Below are 17,590 nucleotides of genomic sequence, written 5' to 3'. Positions count from 1 at the left end.
CACCGAGCAGGCGAGGGCACCGGGGGGTCCCTCGTTCACCCCGGCCCGTCCGGCCGGAGCGTGCCCGCTCCTGCCGCGCAGAGCCGCGGCTTCCGTTCCGATCCACCACCTAGGCAAAGGCCCATGTCCGCCCTGCAGCTCTCGGACCTCATACGTTTCGCCCGTCACAACTCGCCCTTCTACCGGGACCTTTACGCGTCCCTTCCGGCCGACGCCGACCGCCTCACCGACCTGCCGGTGGTCGACCAGCAAGCGTTCTGGGCGGCCAACACCCTTCGCGACAACCGCGTGCTGACCGGCCCGCTCGGCGAGGCCACGGTCTACAAGACCGGCGGGACCACCGGGTCCCCCAAGTTCTCCGTCTACACCCGCGACGAGTGGCGCACGTTCGTCACCGCCTTCGGCCAGGGGCTCGTGGACGCGGGCCTGCGCCCGGGGCACCGCGTCGCCGACCTCTTCTACGCCGGGGAGCTGTACGCCAGCTTCCTCTTCGTCCTCGACTCGCTCGCCCACGCGCCCGTCGACAACGTCCGCCTGCCCATCGGCGGCGGCGCGCCGCCGGAGTCGACGATCCCCACGCTGCGCGACCTCGCCGCCCAGGTGCTGGCCGGCACACCGACCACGCTGTGCCGGCTCGCCGAGCAGGTCGTGTCGTCCGGTGTCCGGCTCGACGCGGTGGAGCTGCTGCTCTTCGGCGGCGAGGCCCTCTTCGACGACCAGCGGCGCCTGCTGGCCGCCGCGTTCCCGCGCGCCGAGGCCCGTTCCGTCGGATACGCCAGCGTCGACGCGGGTCTGCTCGGCCATCCCGTACCCGGCCCCGACGCCCGCGTGCACCGCCCCTTCACGCCGTACTCGGTCGTCGAGATCCTGGACGACTGCACCGGTGAGCCCATCACCGAACCGGGCCGTCCCGGCCGGGTCGTGGTCACCAGCCTCTTCCGCCGCCTGATGCCGGTCATCCGCTACCCCGCGGGCGACCGGGCCGAGTGGACCGGCACCGGGCCGGGGCACTTCCGGATACTCGGCCGCGCCGAGGAGGGCGTGCGGGTGGGTCCCGTCTCCCTCTACACCCAGGACGCCCAGGACGCCGTGGCCGCGGCGGACACCGCGGGCCAGGTGGTCGGCATGCAGCTCGTCGTCCGCCGCTGGGAGGGCCGCGACGGGCTCGTCCTGCGGCTGGCGACGTCCCCCGGTGACCACGACCGGCACGGCCGGCACGGCCGGCACGGCCGGCAGGAGCTGTCCGAGGCCGTCGTGGCGGAGCTGGAGAACGTGCGGCCGCTGTATCCCGACAGCGTGCGCGCCGGATTCGTGCACCCGCTGTCCGTGGAGTGGGTGCGCCACCGCGACCTCGCCGTCAACCCGCGCTCGGGCAAGCTCGTCCGGGTCCTCGACGAGAGGCCGACCGCATGACCACCGCCCTGCCCGAGACCGAGACCGAGACCCCGACCGGTGCCGAGGCCGCGACGGCGACGGAGACCGCGGCCGGCCGGCGGCGCGTTCCGCTGGTCCTGCGCAACCGCGCCTTCGGCGCCGTGTGGCTCGGCCAGATCCTCAGCCAGGCCGCCGTGCGGATGTTCCAGGTCGGCGTGGCCTGGTGGATCGTCGCCTACGCCGTGCACGACGCGCGCGGGCTCGCCTCCGGGCTGTTCATGGCGGCCTGCACCCTGCCCGCCGTGGCGCTGGCGCCCGTCGTGGCGGCGGCGGTCGCCCGGTGCGCGCACCGTTCGGTGCTGCGGACCGCCGCAGCCCTGGCCGGGGGCGCCTCGGGGGCCCTGGCGCTGTGGGCGTACGGCGGCGGCCTGCCGCTCGCCACCGTGTACGCGGCCGGTCTCGCCCTGGCGACCTGCCAGGCGTTCTTCGACCCCTGCCTGACCACCTCGGTGCCCGAACTCGTCGACGACGCCGACATCGAGACCGCCACCGGCTTCGAGCTGTCCACCCAGTCCCTGGCCGGCCTCGGCGGAGCGCTGCTCGGCGCCCTGACCGTCGACCGGACCGGTGTGGCCGGCCTGGCCGCCGGCTGCGCGGCCGCCTACCTCGGCGCCGCCCTCCTCGTCGCGAGCGCCCGTTTCCGCACCGTCGTGCCGGGCGCCGGAGCCGACGCGCCGGGCCCGCCGCCGCGGCGCACGCTGCGCCGCATCCTCGGGGAACTCCCCTACGTGCGAAGGATCCTGATCTGCTTCACCGCGGCGAACCTCTTCACCGCCGCCGTGTTCGTCGTCATCCCCCTCTACACCCGCTCGGTCCTCGCGGGCGGTGGCGCCACCGTGGCCCTGCTGGAGGCCGCCCTCGGCACCGGCACGCTCGTCGGCGCCTTCACCGGCACCCGCGTGCCGGGACGCCCCACGCTCGCCGGTGCCTGCTGCCTGGGCCTGATGGCCCTCGCCCTCGCGCTGCCGGGGCTGGTCGCCCACCGGGCGGTCATCATGGGCTGCCTGGCCGTGGCCGGATGGTGTGCCGGGGCCGTCAGCGTCCGCTTCGTGGCCCTCTTCCAGCGGCTGGTGCCCCCGGCCGACAAGCCCGGCTTCTTCGCCGTGATGCAGGCCGTGCTGGGCGCCTCCCTGCCCGTGGCCTCCCTGGCGTTCGGCTTCGCCGGCGACTTCCTCTCCCCGCAGGTGCTGTGCCTGGTGCAGGGCGCCGGCCTGGTCCCCGCGGCCTGCGCGCTGGCCCTGCTGAAGTCCCCCGCGGCCGGGCCCGCCGGAGGTGAGCGGTGAACCCGGTCATCACCCCCGCCGCGTGCGCGGACATCGCCGAACTGCGCCAGCTCTACTACGCCGTCTACGGACCGCACTACCCCGTGGCCCTGGGCACCGACCCGGCCGAGATGGCCCGGCTCATCGAGGACCCGCACTCGCTGTGGCTCGTCGGCCGCTGCGCGGACACCGGGGCCCTGACCGCGTCCGCCGCCATCCACGGTGAGGCGGGCAGCCGCATCGGCCGTCTGGAGGGCATCGCCGTACACCCCGGACACCGCGCGGCGGGACTGGCCGCCACCCTCACCGGGGCCCTGTGCGCGGGCATGCTGGACACGGGACGGCTCGACTCGGTGTACGCGACGGTGCGCACCGTCAGCGCCGGCCCGCAGCGCGTCGTCGCCCGCAACGGCTTCCGCCCGCTGGGCATCCTGCCCAACGCGGTGGATCTGCGCAGCCGCGAAAGCCTCGCACTCTACGCGCGTCACTCCGCCGGGGTGCTGGACCGCCGGATCCCCGTCACCGAAGTGCCCGCCCCGCTCCTGCCGTTGCTGCGCACCGCGGGGGCCGCGCTGGGCATCGGCTACTCCGGGGTGCGGGCCGCCGCCGGCCCGCACCCGGCCCCGCCCGCGCGGCGGGGCGACGGGGTCCGGCTGGAGATGATCGAGGCGCCGGCCTTCGTACGCCGCCGCTTCCGCGAGCGGTTCCCGAGCGCCGAGGGCTGGTTCTACCCGCTGCACACCCCGAACGTGCTGCTGACCCCCGAGGACGGCCGGTTCGAGGTCTACGCCTACCTCAACCGCGCCGGGGGGTACTGCTCCCTGCTCACCGCCCACCCCGACCCGGCCGCCGCTTCCGCGTGCCTCGAACCCGTCACCCGGGCCCTGGCGCGGGCGGGAGCGGGCTACGTCGAGGCCCTGGTTCCGCTCGCCCACCACGAGGTCCTCGCGGCCTTCCTCGCCGAGGGGTTCGTCGCCGGGGCCGTCTACCCGGCGATGCGCGCGGACGGCGACGGCTTCCACGACTACGCCGTCCTGTCCCGCTCCAGCGAGCGCATCGACTTCCGCGGCGTCGCCGTCGAACCGCCCCTCCAGCCCTATCTGGACTGCTACGTGTCGGCCTGGGCGTCGACACACCTGCCCACGTCATCCGAGGTTGCCCCATGAACCCCCATCTCGCGCCGGTCGCCGTACCCGACCCGGCCCTCCTGCCGCACGTACAGCAGCTGTGCGACCTGACCGACCCGTACGCCTTCGGGCCCGCCGAGGACGAGCTGTTCGCCGCCGCCATGGCGGAGACCAACGCCTGGCACGTCGAACGCTCCCCCTTCTTCCGCTCCCTGTACGAGGCCACTCCCCCGGCACAGCCGTACCGGACACCGCTCGTCCACGCGAACTTCTTCAAGCGGCACGAGGTCCTGTCCGTCCCCCGCGAGGACGTCGAGCTGCACCTGACCTCCTCCGGCACCACCGGCCAGAAGTCGCAGATGTTCTTCGACCACTGGACGATCCGCTCCGCCCAGCGGATGGTCGCCCGGATCTTCGAGCGCAACGGCTGGATCACCCCCGACCAGGAGGTCAACTACCTCCTGTACAGCTACGAGCCGGCTCCCTCCCTCAGCCTCGGGACCGCCTTCACCGACAACTACCTGTGCGACTTCGCCCCGGCGCGCAGCGTCGAGTACGCCCTGCGCAACACCGGCGGCGACCACGAGTTCGACCCCTTCGGCTGCATCGCCGCCCTGCGCCGCTTCGAGCGGGAGGACGCCCCGGTCCGCATCCTCGGCTTCCCGGCCTTCCTCTTCTTCACCCTGGAGCGGATGCGGGCCATGGGGCTGCCCCCGCTGCGCCTGCCCGAGGGCTCCCTCGTCGTCCTCGGCGGCGGCTGGAAGGGGCACTCCGACCGGCGCATCGGCAAGGAGGAGCTGTACGCACGCGTCACCGGGCAGCTCGGGATCCCTGGCGAGCGGATCCGGGACACCTTCGGGTCGGTGGAGCACTGCATCCCGTACATCGAGTGCGACCACCACCGGCTGCACGCCCCCGTGTGGTCCCGGGTCACGATCCGCTCCACGCGCACCCTCGAACCCCTGCCGTACGGGGAGCGGGGCTACCTGCACCTGGTGTCGCCGTACATCACCTCGGTGCCGGCGCAGAGCGTGGTCATGGGCGACCTCGCCTCCCTCCACCCCGGCGAGGCCTGCGGGTGCGAGCTGAAGACCCCCTGGTTCACCGTCCACGGCCGTGCCGGGGTGAGCCGCAACCGCAGCTGCGCGGTGGCCGCAGCGGAACTGATGAAGGGCATGGCGTGACCGTGACGAAGAGCATCACCGAGGCCGCGCACGAGCAGGACGGCGACGCCGGCGCGCACCACTACTGGCAGGGTGCCTTCATCGGCGACGAGGAGGCCGGACGGCGCCTCGCCGCCCTGCCGGCCGCCGTCGAGGCCGCGCTGGCCACGGTACTGGACACCGAGACCGTGCTGGCCGCCTGCGACGCCCTCGCCACCGCCCTGGGCGACCGGGCCCACCCCGTACACACCCGGCTCGCCGCACACCTGCCCCCAGGAGAGGACCCGGCCGTGCTGGCCGAGCTCGGTGGCCTGCTGGGCCGGCGGGAGCTGACGCGCAAGCTGCGCCGCGAACTCGGCGGCGCGGCCCCCGGCCGGCTGGACCGGCCCGATCCCCGCGAGAGCGTCTACGAGGCGTGGGCACCCGTCGGCCTGGTCGCCCACATCGCCCCCGGCAACGCCACGACGGTCGCTCCGCTGAGCATCGTCGAGGGGCTGCTGGCCGGGAACGTCAACGTCCTCAAGACCAGCAGCGCCGACACGCTCCTGACCCAGCACCTGATGGCCGAGCTGGCGGCCCTCGATCCCAGCGGGGCGCTCGCCGCACGGGTCATCGTCCTGCGCTTCCCGTCCTCCCGGCAGGAGTGGCTGCGCCTGATGTGCGCGCCCGCGGACGCCGTCGCCGTGTGGGGCGGGGAGGACGCCGTCCAGGGGGTGGCGGCCCATGTGCCGGCCGGATGCCGGCTGGTGGAGTGGGGACACCGGATCTCCTTCGCGTACCTGACGGGCGACGCCTGGTCGGATCCGGGCACGCTCGACGCCCTCGCGGACGACGTGTGCCGGCACGAGCAGCAGGCCTGTTCCAGCCCCCAGGTGGTGTATCTCGACACCGAGGACGAGGCGGAGGTGTTCGCCTTCGCCGAGCGGTTCGCCGCCGTCCTCGCGACCCGCCCGCCGGCGGCGGACACCGCTTCGGGGGGCGGAGCGGACCCCGCCGAGGCGGCCGAGCTGACGACGACCGAGCTGGTGGCCCGGCTGGAGGAACACCTGGGCCTGACCCGGGTGTTCGCCGCGTCCGACGGCTCGTGGCGGGTCATGGCCGACACCCGGTCGCCGCTCACGGCCTCGCCGCTGCACCGCAGCGTGTGGGTCAAGCCGCTGGCCCGCAGGCAACTGATCGCCACCCTGCGCCCGATGCGCCGCTACCTGCAGACGGCGGGCATCGCGGGCAGCCGGTCCGACATCGCCGAGCTCTCCCGCACCGCCCTGGCGGCGGGCGTCACCCGCGTCACGCCGGTCGGCGCCATGACGGCGAGCTACGCGGGCGAACCGCACGACGGCGTCTACGCCCTCCAGCGCTACAGCCGCCGCGTCGCGGTTCAGGCCGACCCGGCCCGGTTCGCCACGACCGCCTGCCTCGACGACCTGGTCCGGCCCGTCGTCCTGCCGCCTCCGGCGGGCCCCCTGCTGGGCAAGGAGGACGTCCAGGGACCGGCCCGGGAGCTGGCCCGGGCCGATGCCGAGCTGTACTTCCGCAGCGGCGGCAGCACGGGCGCTCCCGCCCTGTCGGTCTTCAGTTACGACGACTACGACACCCAGATGCACGCCGCCGCCCGCGGCCTGCTCGCCGCCGGCTACGACCCGGCCGGGGACCGCACCGCCAACCTCTTCTACTGCGGCGGCATGTACGGCAGCTTCATCAGCTTCTTCTCCGTACTGGAACGGCTCGGCGGGGTGCAGCTGCCCCTGGCGGCGGGAGCGGACCACCGGGCCACGGTCCAGGCCATCGTCGAGCACCGGGCCGACACCCTCTTCGGCATGCCCTCCTACCTGTGGCAGCTGCTCCACGCGGAGGCCGACGCACTGCGCGCCTACGGGGGCCTGCGCAAGGTCTTCTACGGCGGCGAGCACTTCACGCGGGAGCAGCAGCGCACGCTGAAGGCGGAGTTCGGCATCGAGGTCATCCGCTCGATCACCTACGGAAGCACCGACCTGGGCCCGCTGGGCTACCAGTGCGCGGACAGCTCCGGCGGCGTCCACCACCTGCACGCCGACCTCCACACCATGGAGATCGTGGACCTGGCCGAGGACCGGCCCGTGGCCCCGGGTGAGACGGGCCGGCTGGTCTTCACCACGCACGCCCGGCGCGGCCAGCAGCTGGGCCGCTACCTGATAGGCGACCTCGGCCGGGAGGTGCCGGGCCGCTGTCCCTGCGGCCGGCGGGCTCCCCGGTTCGAGCTGATGGGCCGCACCGGCGACGTGATGCGGGTGGCCACGCACTTCCTGAACCACCGCCGCTTCCTGGCGCTGGCCGAGGAGCAGGGCGGCCACCGCGGCGAGTTGCAGATCAGGCTCGACGGCACGCAGGCGCGCGAGCGGCTGACCGTACGGGTGGAGCGGGGGCCGGCGACGGACCCGCAGCGGCTGCGCCAGGTCTTCCTGTCCGGCTATCCGGAGCTCCGTTCGGCGGTGACCGAGCGGCTGCTGGACCTGGTGGTCGAGGCGGTCGACGGCCCGTCGCTGGACCGCAGCCCGACCAGCGGCAAGCTCCTCGCGGTGGTGGACGCGCGCCGCTAGGTTGTCGAAGGAGGTGTCCTGCGGCCCCGGTCCGGCGGCCGGGGCCGCAGCAACGCCGGCCCGTGTCGCGGGCGGACGGCGCTCAGCGGTCGAGGGGCCGGTGGGCGCTCTCCGGCAGCCGCAGGTACACCACCGAGGAGCACAGGCACAGCGCGGCGACGTACCAGGGGAACAGGCCGGGCCTGCCGAGGTCCTGCAACAGGGTGGCGACGTACGGGGCCGTGCCGCCGAAGAGGGCGACCGTCAGCGAGTACGGGAAGCCGATGCCCGCCGCCCGTACCCGGGCGGGGAAGACCTCCGCGTTCACGGCCGCCGAGATCGAGGTGAAGCCGGTGAGCAGCACCATGCCGGCGCACTGGACGAGCAGCAGGGAGAGGAACGAGCCGTCCAGGGCGTGCAGCAGCGGCACGACGAGCAGGGCGAAGCCGAGTCCGAAGAACAGCAGGGACGGCTTGCGTCCGTAGCGGTCGGACAGCAGGCCGCCGGCCGGCTGCAGCAGGGCGAAGAACGCCAGGGACAGGGTCCCGGCGAGCAGCGCGTCGCCCTTGGCGAGGCCGGTCCGGAGCTCGGCGTACGTCGGCAGGTACGAGGTCCACGTGTAGTAGGCGAGGGTTCCGCCGGCCGTGATGCCGGCCGTCAGCAGCGAGGCACGCGGATGGTGGCGGAGCGCGTCGAAGAGCCCGGGGCGGGGGGCCTCGGCGGGGCGGCCGGCCAGGGTCTCCTCGGCGCCCCGCCGGATCCAGAATCCCGCGAGGCTGAGGACGGCGCCGAGCAGGAAGGGCACACGCCACCCCCAGCCGTTCATGGCGTCCTCGGGGAGCAGGGCCACGAGCAGCGCGGCCAGGCCGGAGGCGGCGAGTTGGCCGATGGAGGTGGAGACGTACTGGAACGAGGAGAAGAGGCCCCTGCGGCCGGGCCCCGCGGACTCCACGAGGAAGGTGGTCGAGGCGGCGAACTCCCCGCCGACGGACAGGCCCTGGAGCAGCCGCGCGGTCACGAGGACGACCGGGGAAAAGGCCCCGGCGGCCGTGTACGCCGGCGTGAGGCCGACCAGCAGGCTGCTGCCTCCCATGAGCAGGATGGTCACGGTCAGCGCGGTGCGCCGGCCCCGCCGGTCGGCGATCGCGCCCAACAGGAGCCCGCCGACCGGGCGCATGAAGAAGCCGACGGCGAAGACGGCGAAGGTGGAGAGCAGCGGGACGAGGGAGTCGCCCGCGCTGGACGGGAAGACCTGCCGGGCGATGTGGGTGGCCAGGAAGGTGTACGCGTACCAGTCGTACCACTCCACGGCGTTGCCGACCGATGCGGCCAGCAGCTGACGTAAGGGGCGGCGCGGCGGGGCGGGAGCGTGCGTCGTGATCTCTGACATGACCACGTCCTACCCAAGGGAGGACGGGTGGTCCTCACGGGCGTTGACGGAGCATCCGCGAGACGAAACGTCTTGTCGGAGGGATGGACACTCCTCTAGAGTCTGACGAGACGATACGTCTCGTTGATGAGAGGGGTGGCCCGTGCGTGCTTCAGATGGTCGTGGTCAGGTCGTGCTGGCCGAGGTGGGCAAGCGGTACGGGACCCGGACGGTGCTGGACCGGGTCGGGTTCTCGGTGCGGCCCGGGGAGCGGGTCGGGGTCGTGGGGGACAACGGGGCGGGGAAGTCGACGCTGTTGAGGCTGCTGGCGGGGTGGGAACGGGCCGATGCCGGCGAGGTGCGCGTGCGAGCGCCGGGCGGAGTGGGCTACCTTCCCCAGACCCTCGAACTGCCGCCCGGGGCGCGGGTCGGTGACGCCGTGGACCGGGCACTGGCCGGACTGCGGGAGCTGGAGCGGCGGATCCGGGCCGCCGAGGAACGGCTCCACCTGGCCGGCCCCGAGGAGGTCGAGGCATACGGGCGGCTGGTCGCCGAGTACGAGGTGCGGGGCGGACGGGATGCCGACCGCAGGGTGGCCGCGATCCTGCGGCGGCTCGGCGAGCGGGAGCCCATCGAACGGGGGCGGGCGCTCGGGACGCTGTCCGGCGGGCAGCGGTCGCGGCTGGCGCTGGCCGCGGCCCTGGCGGCCGAGCCGGAGCTGTTGCTCCTCGACGAACCCACCAACGACCTGGACGACGAGGCCGTCGGGTGGCTGGAGGAACATCTGGTGCGGCGGACCGGCACCCTGGTGGCCGTCACCCACGACCGGATGTTCCTGGACCGGGTCACCACCGCGATCCTGGAGGTCGACCACGAACGGTCCACCGTGCACCGGCACGGCAACGGCTACGCCGGCCATCTGGTCGCGCGTGCCGCCGCGCGCTCGCGCCGGGAGAGGGAGTACGAGGAGTGGGTCGCGGAGAAGCAGCGCGTGGAGCGGCTCGCCGAGGGCAGCATCGGACGGCTCGCGCAGATCCCGCGCAAGGCGCCGGCCGCGTTCAGCGGCGCCGGGGCCTTCCGCGCCCGGTCCCGGGCGCACGGGGCGATGAGCCGCATCCGCAACGCGCGGGAACGGCTGGCACGGCTGACGGAGCATCCGGTCCCGGCTCCGCCGCAGCCCTTGCGGTTCACCGGACGGTTCGGGGCCGACGGCGGCCCGAGCGGTGGGGTGGACGTGCAGCAGCTGGCCGTGCCGGGGCGGCTCGCGCCGGTGTCGTTCCGTCTGGCGGCGGGTGAGCGGATGCTGGTCACGGGGCCCAACGGGTCGGGGAAGTCGACCCTGTTGCAGGTGCTCGCGGGTCTCGTGCCGGCCGGGCACGGGGGCGTACGGGCACCGGTACGGGTCGGGCTGCTGCGGCAGGACGATCCCTGGTCCGGCGAAAGCCGCAGCGCGGAACGGGCGTTCGGGGAGGAGGTCGCGCAAGCCGTGGTGCGGTACGGGCTGTTGGACGCGGCCGAGGTGGGCAGGCCGGTGCGGGAGCTGTCCGCGGGGCAGCGGCGCAAGCTGGAGCTGGGCAGGCTCGTCGCGGGCGGGCCGTATGACCTGCTCCTCCTCGACGAGCCGACCAACCACCTGGCGCCGGGGGTGGTGGAGGACCTCGAGGCTGCGCTGGCCCCGTACACCGGGACCCTGATCGTCGTCAGCCACGACCGGCGGCTGCGGTCCGGGTTCCTGGGCAAGCGCCTGGAACTGGGCGGGGAGGGGGTGCGGGGCGACCGCCCCGGGGCCGAGGCTCCGCTGCCCTCCCTCGCAGCCTCGCCCTCCGCCTCCTGACTCCCGCACCGCCGGCCGGGGCCGGCTCTCCGTGCAGGGGATGGTCTTCGGCATCCTCAACCCGGGGCCTCCCCCGCCGTTCGACAACGGGATCACCGGCGGCACCGGGGAGTCCGACCGGGCTCGCGGCCCGATCCACGCCGAAACGATCGGTAGGGCGTGAGGCGCTTCACGATCAACCTCCGGCACTGACGGCGGCGGGGGCGAGGGACACGCCCTGACGGCGGGAGCGGCGGTTCAGGCGCGGCGGGCGGTGGCCGAGCCGAAGCCCAGCCAGGTGTGCCGGTTGTTCCACCAGCACCAGCCCACCTTGGGGGCGTCGCGCCGCTCACGGCCGTCCCGCCCGGTTCCGTTGCTGATCCAGATCGCCGGGGTGCGGGCGTCCAGGGTGCCGTCGGCCTTGCGCAGCCGCGAGCCGATGGTCATGAAGCAGTGGTTGCGCTCCAGCACCTCGGGCCGCTGCAGCAGCCAGTGGATCCCCTCGGTCAGCACGAGGGGGGTGCGGCCCTCCTTGCCGAGGGCGGCCAGGGCCTCCTCCGGGCTCCAGGCGGCCATGCGGTCGCCGCGATCGAGGCCGCGGACGAGGTAGACAGGCGCGTCGGGCAACTCGGCGTGGTGGGGTTCGAAGCGGTCGACATCGGTCATGTCGGTGACGACGAACCCCGGCTGGCCCTCGCGGCGCAGCAGCGGTGCGAGCACGGAGGCGGGGGCCCGGTCCGGGTGGACGGCGAGCAGCGCGCTGCCGTCCCCGGGCCCGGCGTCCTCGGCGAAGCTTCGCAGCTCGGCGGCGGACATCCCGGCGAGCTCGGCCACCCCGAGGTCGATCAGGCGCTCCGCCTGGGCGGCGAGCGGCGGAAGCAGGGGCACGGCGGCAGCGGAAACGGTTTCGGGCACCGGCAAGGCACTCCCTCGTTTCGTGATCGGAGAAACGGCCCCGCGTCAACGAGCCGGCCTGCCGCATTGTTCCCGGACGCCGTCCGGGAACACCCCCGGTGGACCGGCGCGATCCGTCCGGCTTGTCAGCGTGTGGTCCTGCTATTCGAGCTGCGGTACCCGGCTTCGACGAGCGGCCCGGCGGGGCCGGGCCGTTTGGTGCCGCGCTGGTGGGCGCCGTGCAGCGGACCGGTGCCTCCGCGGGGGTCCTCTGCCTGCTGGACGAGGCCGCGCAGACGCTCGGCCTGGCGGTGTCCTGCGGGCTTCCGGAGGAGGTGGCCTGGCCCTGGCACCGCATCCCGCTCGTGACCGCCGCTCCGGTCAGCGAGGCCGTCCGGGAGGACCGCCTCGTATGGGTCGGCGACTCGACCCCGCCCCGCTCCTCGGCATCGACATGGCCGCTCCGTGCCCGGTCACCGACCTGTCCCTCCCGCCGGGAAGCACCCTCGCGCTCTCTACGGACGGACTCGTGGAAGTGCCCGGCACACCGACCCCGGCCACATGGCCGCCGACCTCGCCGAGCAGGTCGCCCGCCACGGCGACGAGGACCTCGACGGCCTGATCAACCGCCTCATCCGCCACGCCTGGCCCCCGGCCGCTACACGGACGACACCGCCCTGCTCCTGCTCCGCACCATCGGGAACGAGGGCCCCACGGCCGCTCAGGCGACGGAACCGGATTCCTGACGCCACCGTGTCCGCGGGGACCGCTGATCGGGGTGGCGGGCGGTGGGACCTTCCCCTCACATCCTCCGGTGCGCGTGCAGGAGGTATTCCTCGCGGTTGAGCGGATTGTGGTCGCTGCGTTCCCGGACGCGCGGCGTGCGGGACGGGCGGTAGTGCGCGAACGCCGTCTCCAGTACGCCGGTCCCACTGGTGAGTTCGGGCAGCTCCCGCTCCAGGCCGTGCACGCGGTCCGCGGGCAGATGGCCCTCGACCAGGTACGCGTCCCCCACCGCCACCGGAGTGCCCGGCTGGGCCCCGTGGCGGGCCAGGGCGAGCGCGACCGCGGGGTACGCGTCCTGCGAGAACTCCAGGCGGAACCGGTGCACCGGTTCGTGCACCACCGTTCCGGCCTGGCGCAGCGCGGCCATCAGGACGAGCGGCGTCAGGGCCCTGAACTCCCCGGCCGTGCTGCGGATGCTGCAGAAGCCCGAGTGGGTCATGGTCACCGCGCAGTCGGGCACCTGCCAGCCGGACAGGCCCTGCCGCAGGGTTGCGTACACGGTCTCCTCGACGGCCCGCATGTAGCCCAGCGGGAGCGAGCCGAGTTCGACTTCCCGGCGGAAGACCACACCGCTGCCGACGGGAGCCGGCTCCACCCGCAGCCCCACCGTCGCCAGGAACGGGTTCCCCTCGTGATCGAGGACCTCGTACGCAGCGCCCGTCCCGGTGACGCGCTCCACGCAGATGGGTGTCGTCTCACGGAAGGAGACCGTGATGCCGTACTCCTCGGCGAGGGTGGCCGCGAGAACCTCCTTCTGGACCTCTCCGTAGAGGGACACCGACGGCTCCCCTCCGTCCGGGTCCTGGCGCAGGCCGATCAGCGGATCCTGCTCGGCGAGCTGGGCGAGGGCCGTGTGGAGGTCCCCCGTACGCTCCGGGTCGGCCGGCACCACGACGCTCTCCAGGGTGGGCGCCGCGAAGACGCGGCCGTACGGGCGGCCCTCGGGCTCCCGGCCCACCACGTCCCCGATCCGGACCGTCGGCAGGCCGCGCAGCGTCGCGATCTGCCCCGCCCGCGCCACCGGTCGGCGCACCGCCTTGCCGCGGTCGAAGACGGCCAGTTCGGTGACCTTGTGCCGGGTGCCGGAGACCGGAACGTGTGCGCGGGCTCCGAGCTCGCCGGAGAACAGCCGGACGTAGGCGATCCGTTCACCGCCCTGGCCGCGCTCCACCTTGAACACCCTTGCCGAGAGCGGCCCGTGGGGGTCGCCGTGGGCGGCGGGGAGCAGTTCCCCGATGCCCTCGACGAGGCCGTCGATGCCGGCGCCGGTGATCGCCGAGCCGACGTAGACCGGGTACACGCGCGCGGTACGGGTCTGTGCCGCGAGCGCCGTCCGCAGTCGCGCGTACGGGAGGGAGGTTCCGTGGTCCAGGTAGGCGCCGAGCAGGTCGTCGTCGTGGGTGGTGAGCACGTCGAGGAGGTGCCGGGTGTACGCCTCGTCGCCCCCGGTGGACGCCGAGATGCGGGCCGCCTTCGTGCCGATGCCGGCGGTGACCCGTCCCATGCGGATGACGGGCACGGCGAGCTCGCGCTCGATCTCCCGCAGCACCCGGGCGTCGTCGGCGCCGGGCCGGTCGGCCTTGTTGACGAACAGCAGGGTGGGGATGGAGAGCCGCTTCAGCGTCCGCATCAGGACACGGGTCTGCGGCTGCACACCCTCGACTGCGGAGACGACGAGCACGGCGCCGTCCAGGACACCGAGGACGCGTTCCACCTCGGCGATGAAATCGGGGTGACCGGGGGTGTCGATCAGGTTGACGGAGACCGCCGACTTCCCGCTCCCGAGCGGGAAGTTGACCACCGCCGACTTGATGGTGATACCGCGACGGCGTTCCATTTCCAGGCTGTCGGCCTGGGTGTTGCCGGCGTCGACACTGCCGATCTCGTCGATGACCCCGGCCGCGTACAGCAGCCGCTCGGTCAGGCTGGTCTTACCGGCGTCGACGTGGGCCAGGATTCCCAGGTTCAGCGTGCGTGACGTGGGGTGCACAGAGCGTCATGTCCTTCAGGTGGGTGATCGTTCCTTTCGTGGGGGACATGAGCGGTCGGCGCATCGGTGGGCTCCTCGAGGGCAGTGGGTCTTCCCCGGCACATTCGCATACCCGGCGGCGAGGCCGCCACGGAATTTCGGCGCCGAGCGGCAGGGCGGTCAGCGCGGGCGTCCAGGCGGCGGGTACCGCGGCCTCCGGCGACGGGCCGCGCTCCTCACTCTGCGGAGCGGGCCGCCGCGGGCAGGGCAACTACCGGCGTTCCACCGGTGGATGAGGGGCCGGTCCTCAGCGGTGGTTCCCGTCGGTGGTCCTCAGCGGTAGTCGTCCGGGGTGCCTTCCTTGCCGCCGTGGATGACGTCCTCGAAGTACGCCCAGGCGTCCGGCCGGCTCCCGTCCACGTCCGTCACCCCGTAGACCCTGGCGAGTTCCCCGCTGGACTTGCCGTTCCACCGCCGCGCGCGGTCCGGGTCGGCGGCCAGCGCCGCGACCGCACGGGCCAGGTAGCGCGGGGACTCCGCGATCGCGAACGACGGCTCCCGGGCGATCGCGTCACGCCAGTTCTCCTCGCTCACGCCGAAGTGGGAGAGCATCTGCTCCGAGCGCAGGAAGCCCGGCGAGACCGCGACGGCCATGCCCCCGTACTCCGCCAGCTCCTGCCCCAGCCCGAACGCGAGGCGGATCGGGGCGTTCTTCGCCAGGTCGTAGTACATGTTCTCCCGGTAGCGGCGGTTGGAGTGCGCGGTGCCGTCGGTGACCTCCACGTGCAGCGGCGCCTCGGAGCGGATCAGCAGCGGAAGCAGCAGCGCCGCCGTGATCACGTGCGAGCGCACGCCGAGCTCCAGGATGCGCAGGCCGTCGGCGAGCGGGGTCTCCCAGCTCTTCTTCCCGAACACCGAGGTGGCCATGAGGTGTTCGCCGCCCCACAGGTCGTTGACGAGGATGTCGAGCCGCCCGTGTTCCCGGTCGATCCGCTCGGCGAGGGCGCGTACCTGGGCTTCGTCGAGATGGTCGGTGGGAACCGCGATCCCGGTGCCGCCCGCCGCGGTGACGAGTTCGCCGGTCTCCTCGATGGTCTCGCTGGTCCGGCCGACCTCGCTGGCCCGGGCCCTGGTGGTGCGGCCGGTGACGTACACGGTCGCACCGGCCCGGCCCAGCTCCACGGCCTGGGCCCGTCCCGCCCCGCGGGTGGCGCCCGCCACGAGCGCGATCCGCCCCGCGAGCGGACCGGCCGGGGCGGGTTGCTCGGTGTCCCGAGTGTTCTGGATGGCGGTCTCCTCGTTGGTCACCAATCGGCCTGTCACGGCCCTGCCGGGACAGCCGTCCCCGGAATCCGAGATCCCGAAACTGCCGACCCCCGAGAGCCGGCTCCGGCCGGTGGTTCGGGCATGATCAACCGTAGCTTATTATCGTCGCTGCGACGATAATAAGGACGCGGGCATGCCAACTCGGCCAGGTAGGCGGGCTCCCCGCGTCGCGCGTTCCGGAGGACCCCATTGATCACCCGTCAGCGTCTGAGCGAGCACGCCCGCTCCGTTCCCAACCCCGTCACGGCGGCCCGGGCGCTCGCCGGCCCCGCCGGGCCCGACCGCGTCGAGGACCCGGTCATCGCCTGGATGCAGCGCATCCGCACGACCCTGGGGCTGGTGGCCACCGCCTGGCTGATCCTGGCCTACCCGCTGCGCGAGGGCCGCCAGGACTTCCTGCTCGGCAAGCTGGAGGAGCTGCTGATCGGGTGCGCCATCGTCGTGGTCGCCGGCGTCGTCGGCATAGGCCTGTGCATCGCCCTGGCCCGCGCACCCCTGGGGCGCCTCTACGCCGGCCGCCTGCTCGGACCGCTGCTCGCGCTCGCCGCGCCGGTCCTCGGCGTGGGCGTGATCTGGCTGATGACGGCGGCCCTGAGCGGCGACATCGTCACCCCCGACGACGTGGGCCCGCACGACATCACCTTCGGGCTCTTCGGCACCTTCCTGGGCACGGCCTTCACCGGTCTCCTGGTCGTGCTGCTGTTCGTCGTGCTCGCCCTCGTCTGCGTCGTCGTCCTCGTCGCCGCCGTGCTCTTCACCCTGGTCGCCCTGGTCGTCGGGTTGAACAGCTGCTTCCGTACGGGGGACGTGCACGAGCTGCTGCCGGCGCTGCTGTCGCCCCTGCTGGTGTGGTGCCTCTTCGGCTTCCAGCTCTTCGACGGCCCGGACGTGGCCGCACCGCCCGAGGTGCTCTACGCCTTCATGCTCGGCGGCCCGCTGTCGGTCACCGCGCTGTCCCTGTGGGAGATACGACGCCTGCGCACCCGGTACGGCATCACACTCGCCTCGCTCCTCGGCCGATAGGTTTCGTGACGTGAGCACACCAGACGTCGAAAGTCCCGATCCGGCGTTCCTCATGCTGTTCCGGCACGCCGGGAGGGGCGCCGCGGCGCAGGTCGCCGAAGCGCTCGGCCCGGAGGGACGGGCCGGGACACTGCACCAGCCGCCTCGACGATCGCCAACGCGGGCCGCTTCGACCTCCTGGAGCACGTCGTCGCGCACTGGCACGTCCGGTACCCGTACGGGGAGCGCTCCGATATCCGCGAGCTCTTCGCGCGGGCCGTCCGGCAGCGGTCGGCCGTCGAGATCGACCGGGAACTGTCATCGGCCGAGTAGCCACGGTCCCGCGAGGTCCCGCCCCACGCCCGCTTCCGGGCGTACGGTGACCCCATGGAACAGCGCATCACCCTGGTCACACTGGGGGTTTCCGACCTCGCCCGCGCCAAGGCCTTCTACCGGGCCCTGGGCTGGCGGGGCCAGGAGGTCGAGGAGACCGTCTTCTTCCAGGCGGGCGGCCTGGGGCTCGTCCTGTGGGACCGCGGCAAACTCGCGGACGAGTGCGGCCTGAAGCCCACACCGGCACCGGCGGCCGGCTTCGGCGGGATCGCCCTGTCGCACAACGTCCGTTCGGACGCCGAGGTGGACGCCCTGCTCGCGGCGGCGGACCGGGCGGGCGGCCGCATCACCAAGCCGGCGACGGTGAACACCGTCGGGTTCTACTCCGGCACCTTCCTCGACCCCGACGGCCACCCCTGGGAAATCGCCCACAATCCCGGGATCCCGTTCAACGAGGACGGCTCGATCACCCTCCCGGACTTCGGCGGAAGCTAGTCCGTCCGGCCTCACGGGCCTTGGCACTCAGGCGCCGCCATCGCTACGCGACTGTCCTGACC

At 73.6% G+C, this 17,590-nt stretch carries 13 protein-coding genes; 9 read left to right on the top strand and 4 right to left on the bottom strand.

The annotated features are described in order from the left end of the window. Window positions 1-123: 123 nt before the first annotated feature. From BX286_RS33855 to BX286_RS33835, 5 genes are read left to right on the top strand one after another with little or no spacing between them, the layout of a single operon-like run. Window positions 124-1,413: a phenylacetate--CoA ligase family protein gene (locus tag BX286_RS33855; RefSeq protein WP_121017434.1), complete on the top strand. Its 1,290-nt coding sequence runs from the start codon at window positions 124-126 to the stop codon at window positions 1,411-1,413. Then, on the top strand, window positions 1,410-2,717 hold the full coding sequence (locus BX286_RS33850) for an MFS transporter (protein WP_079423319.1): 1,308 nt from the start codon (window positions 1,410-1,412) through the stop codon (window positions 2,715-2,717). Before BX286_RS33855 ends, BX286_RS33850 begins: the two co-directional genes overlap by 4 nt. Beyond that, the gene (locus tag BX286_RS33845; RefSeq protein ID WP_167747561.1) at window positions 2,714-3,862 is read left to right on the top strand and encodes a GNAT family N-acetyltransferase; all 1,149 of its coding nucleotides are present in this window, start codon (window positions 2,714-2,716) and stop codon (window positions 3,860-3,862) included. The genes BX286_RS33850 and BX286_RS33845 overlap by 4 nt, the downstream gene beginning before the upstream one ends. Then, window positions 3,859-5,007 carry an acyl-protein synthase gene (locus BX286_RS33840; RefSeq protein WP_121017433.1) on the top strand — a complete coding sequence of 383 codons (1,149 nt, stop codon included), beginning with the start codon at window positions 3,859-3,861 and terminating at the stop codon, window positions 5,005-5,007. Before BX286_RS33845 ends, BX286_RS33840 begins: the two co-directional genes overlap by 4 nt. Continuing rightward, window positions 5,004-7,562, top strand: coding sequence for an acyl-CoA reductase (locus BX286_RS33835; RefSeq protein WP_261993597.1), 2,559 nt, complete (start codon window positions 5,004-5,006; stop codon window positions 7,560-7,562). Before BX286_RS33840 ends, BX286_RS33835 begins: the two co-directional genes overlap by 4 nt. 82 nt (window positions 7,563-7,644) lie before the next feature. On the opposite strand, the gene BX286_RS33830 is transcribed toward BX286_RS33835, so the two are convergent. After that, entirely contained in the window at window positions 7,645-8,931 is a 1,287-nt protein-coding gene (locus BX286_RS33830; protein WP_187344254.1) for an MFS transporter, read from the bottom strand. 142 nt (window positions 8,932-9,073) lie between these two features. Here BX286_RS33830 and BX286_RS33825 point away from each other — a divergent pair, with 142 nt between their 5' ends. After that, the gene (locus BX286_RS33825) at window positions 9,074-10,744 is read left to right on the top strand and encodes an ABC-F family ATP-binding cassette domain-containing protein (RefSeq protein ID WP_121017432.1); all 1,671 of its coding nucleotides are present in this window, start codon (window positions 9,074-9,076) and stop codon (window positions 10,742-10,744) included. A gap of 237 nt (window positions 10,745-10,981) precedes the next feature. Here the strand turns inward: BX286_RS33825 and BX286_RS33820 are convergent, their stop codons facing one another. After that, window positions 10,982-11,638, bottom strand: coding sequence for a DUF5701 family protein (locus tag BX286_RS33820; RefSeq protein WP_121017431.1), 657 nt, complete (start codon window positions 11,636-11,638; stop codon window positions 10,982-10,984). 391 nt (window positions 11,639-12,029) lie between these two features. Between BX286_RS33820 and BX286_RS33815 the strand changes: the two genes are divergently transcribed. Further along, on the top strand, window positions 12,030-12,239 hold the full coding sequence (locus BX286_RS33815) for a SpoIIE family protein phosphatase (protein ID WP_121017430.1): 210 nt from the start codon (window positions 12,030-12,032) through the stop codon (window positions 12,237-12,239). 180 nt (window positions 12,240-12,419) lie between these two features. On the opposite strand, the gene BX286_RS33810 is transcribed toward BX286_RS33815, so the two are convergent. Continuing rightward, window positions 12,420-14,393: a translation factor GTPase family protein gene (locus BX286_RS33810; RefSeq protein WP_187344253.1), complete on the bottom strand. Its 1,974-nt coding sequence runs from the start codon at window positions 14,391-14,393 to the stop codon at window positions 12,420-12,422. A gap of 312 nt (window positions 14,394-14,705) precedes the next feature. Beyond that, window positions 14,706-15,680, bottom strand: coding sequence for an SDR family oxidoreductase (locus tag BX286_RS33805; protein ID WP_121017815.1), 975 nt, complete (start codon window positions 15,678-15,680; stop codon window positions 14,706-14,708). A 207-nt stretch (window positions 15,681-15,887) separates the two neighbouring features. On the opposite strand from BX286_RS33805, the gene BX286_RS33800 reads away from it, so the two are divergent. After that, window positions 15,888-16,721 carry a hypothetical protein gene (locus tag BX286_RS33800; RefSeq protein ID WP_121017428.1) on the top strand — a complete coding sequence of 278 codons (834 nt, stop codon included), beginning with the start codon at window positions 15,888-15,890 and terminating at the stop codon, window positions 16,719-16,721. Between the two features lie 366 nt (window positions 16,722-17,087). Further along, on the top strand, window positions 17,088-17,528 hold the full coding sequence (locus BX286_RS33795) for a VOC family protein (protein WP_121017426.1): 441 nt from the start codon (window positions 17,088-17,090) through the stop codon (window positions 17,526-17,528). Window positions 17,529-17,590 lie beyond the last annotated feature (62 nt).

This window comes from Streptomyces sp. 3211.6, from assembly GCF_003634815.1.
In the GTDB taxonomy this organism is placed as follows: domain Bacteria; phylum Actinomycetota; class Actinomycetes; order Streptomycetales; family Streptomycetaceae; genus Streptomyces; species Streptomyces katrae_A.
The sequence above is the reverse complement of the archived record's forward strand: the minus strand, read 5'-3'. Positions and strand labels throughout refer to the sequence as shown.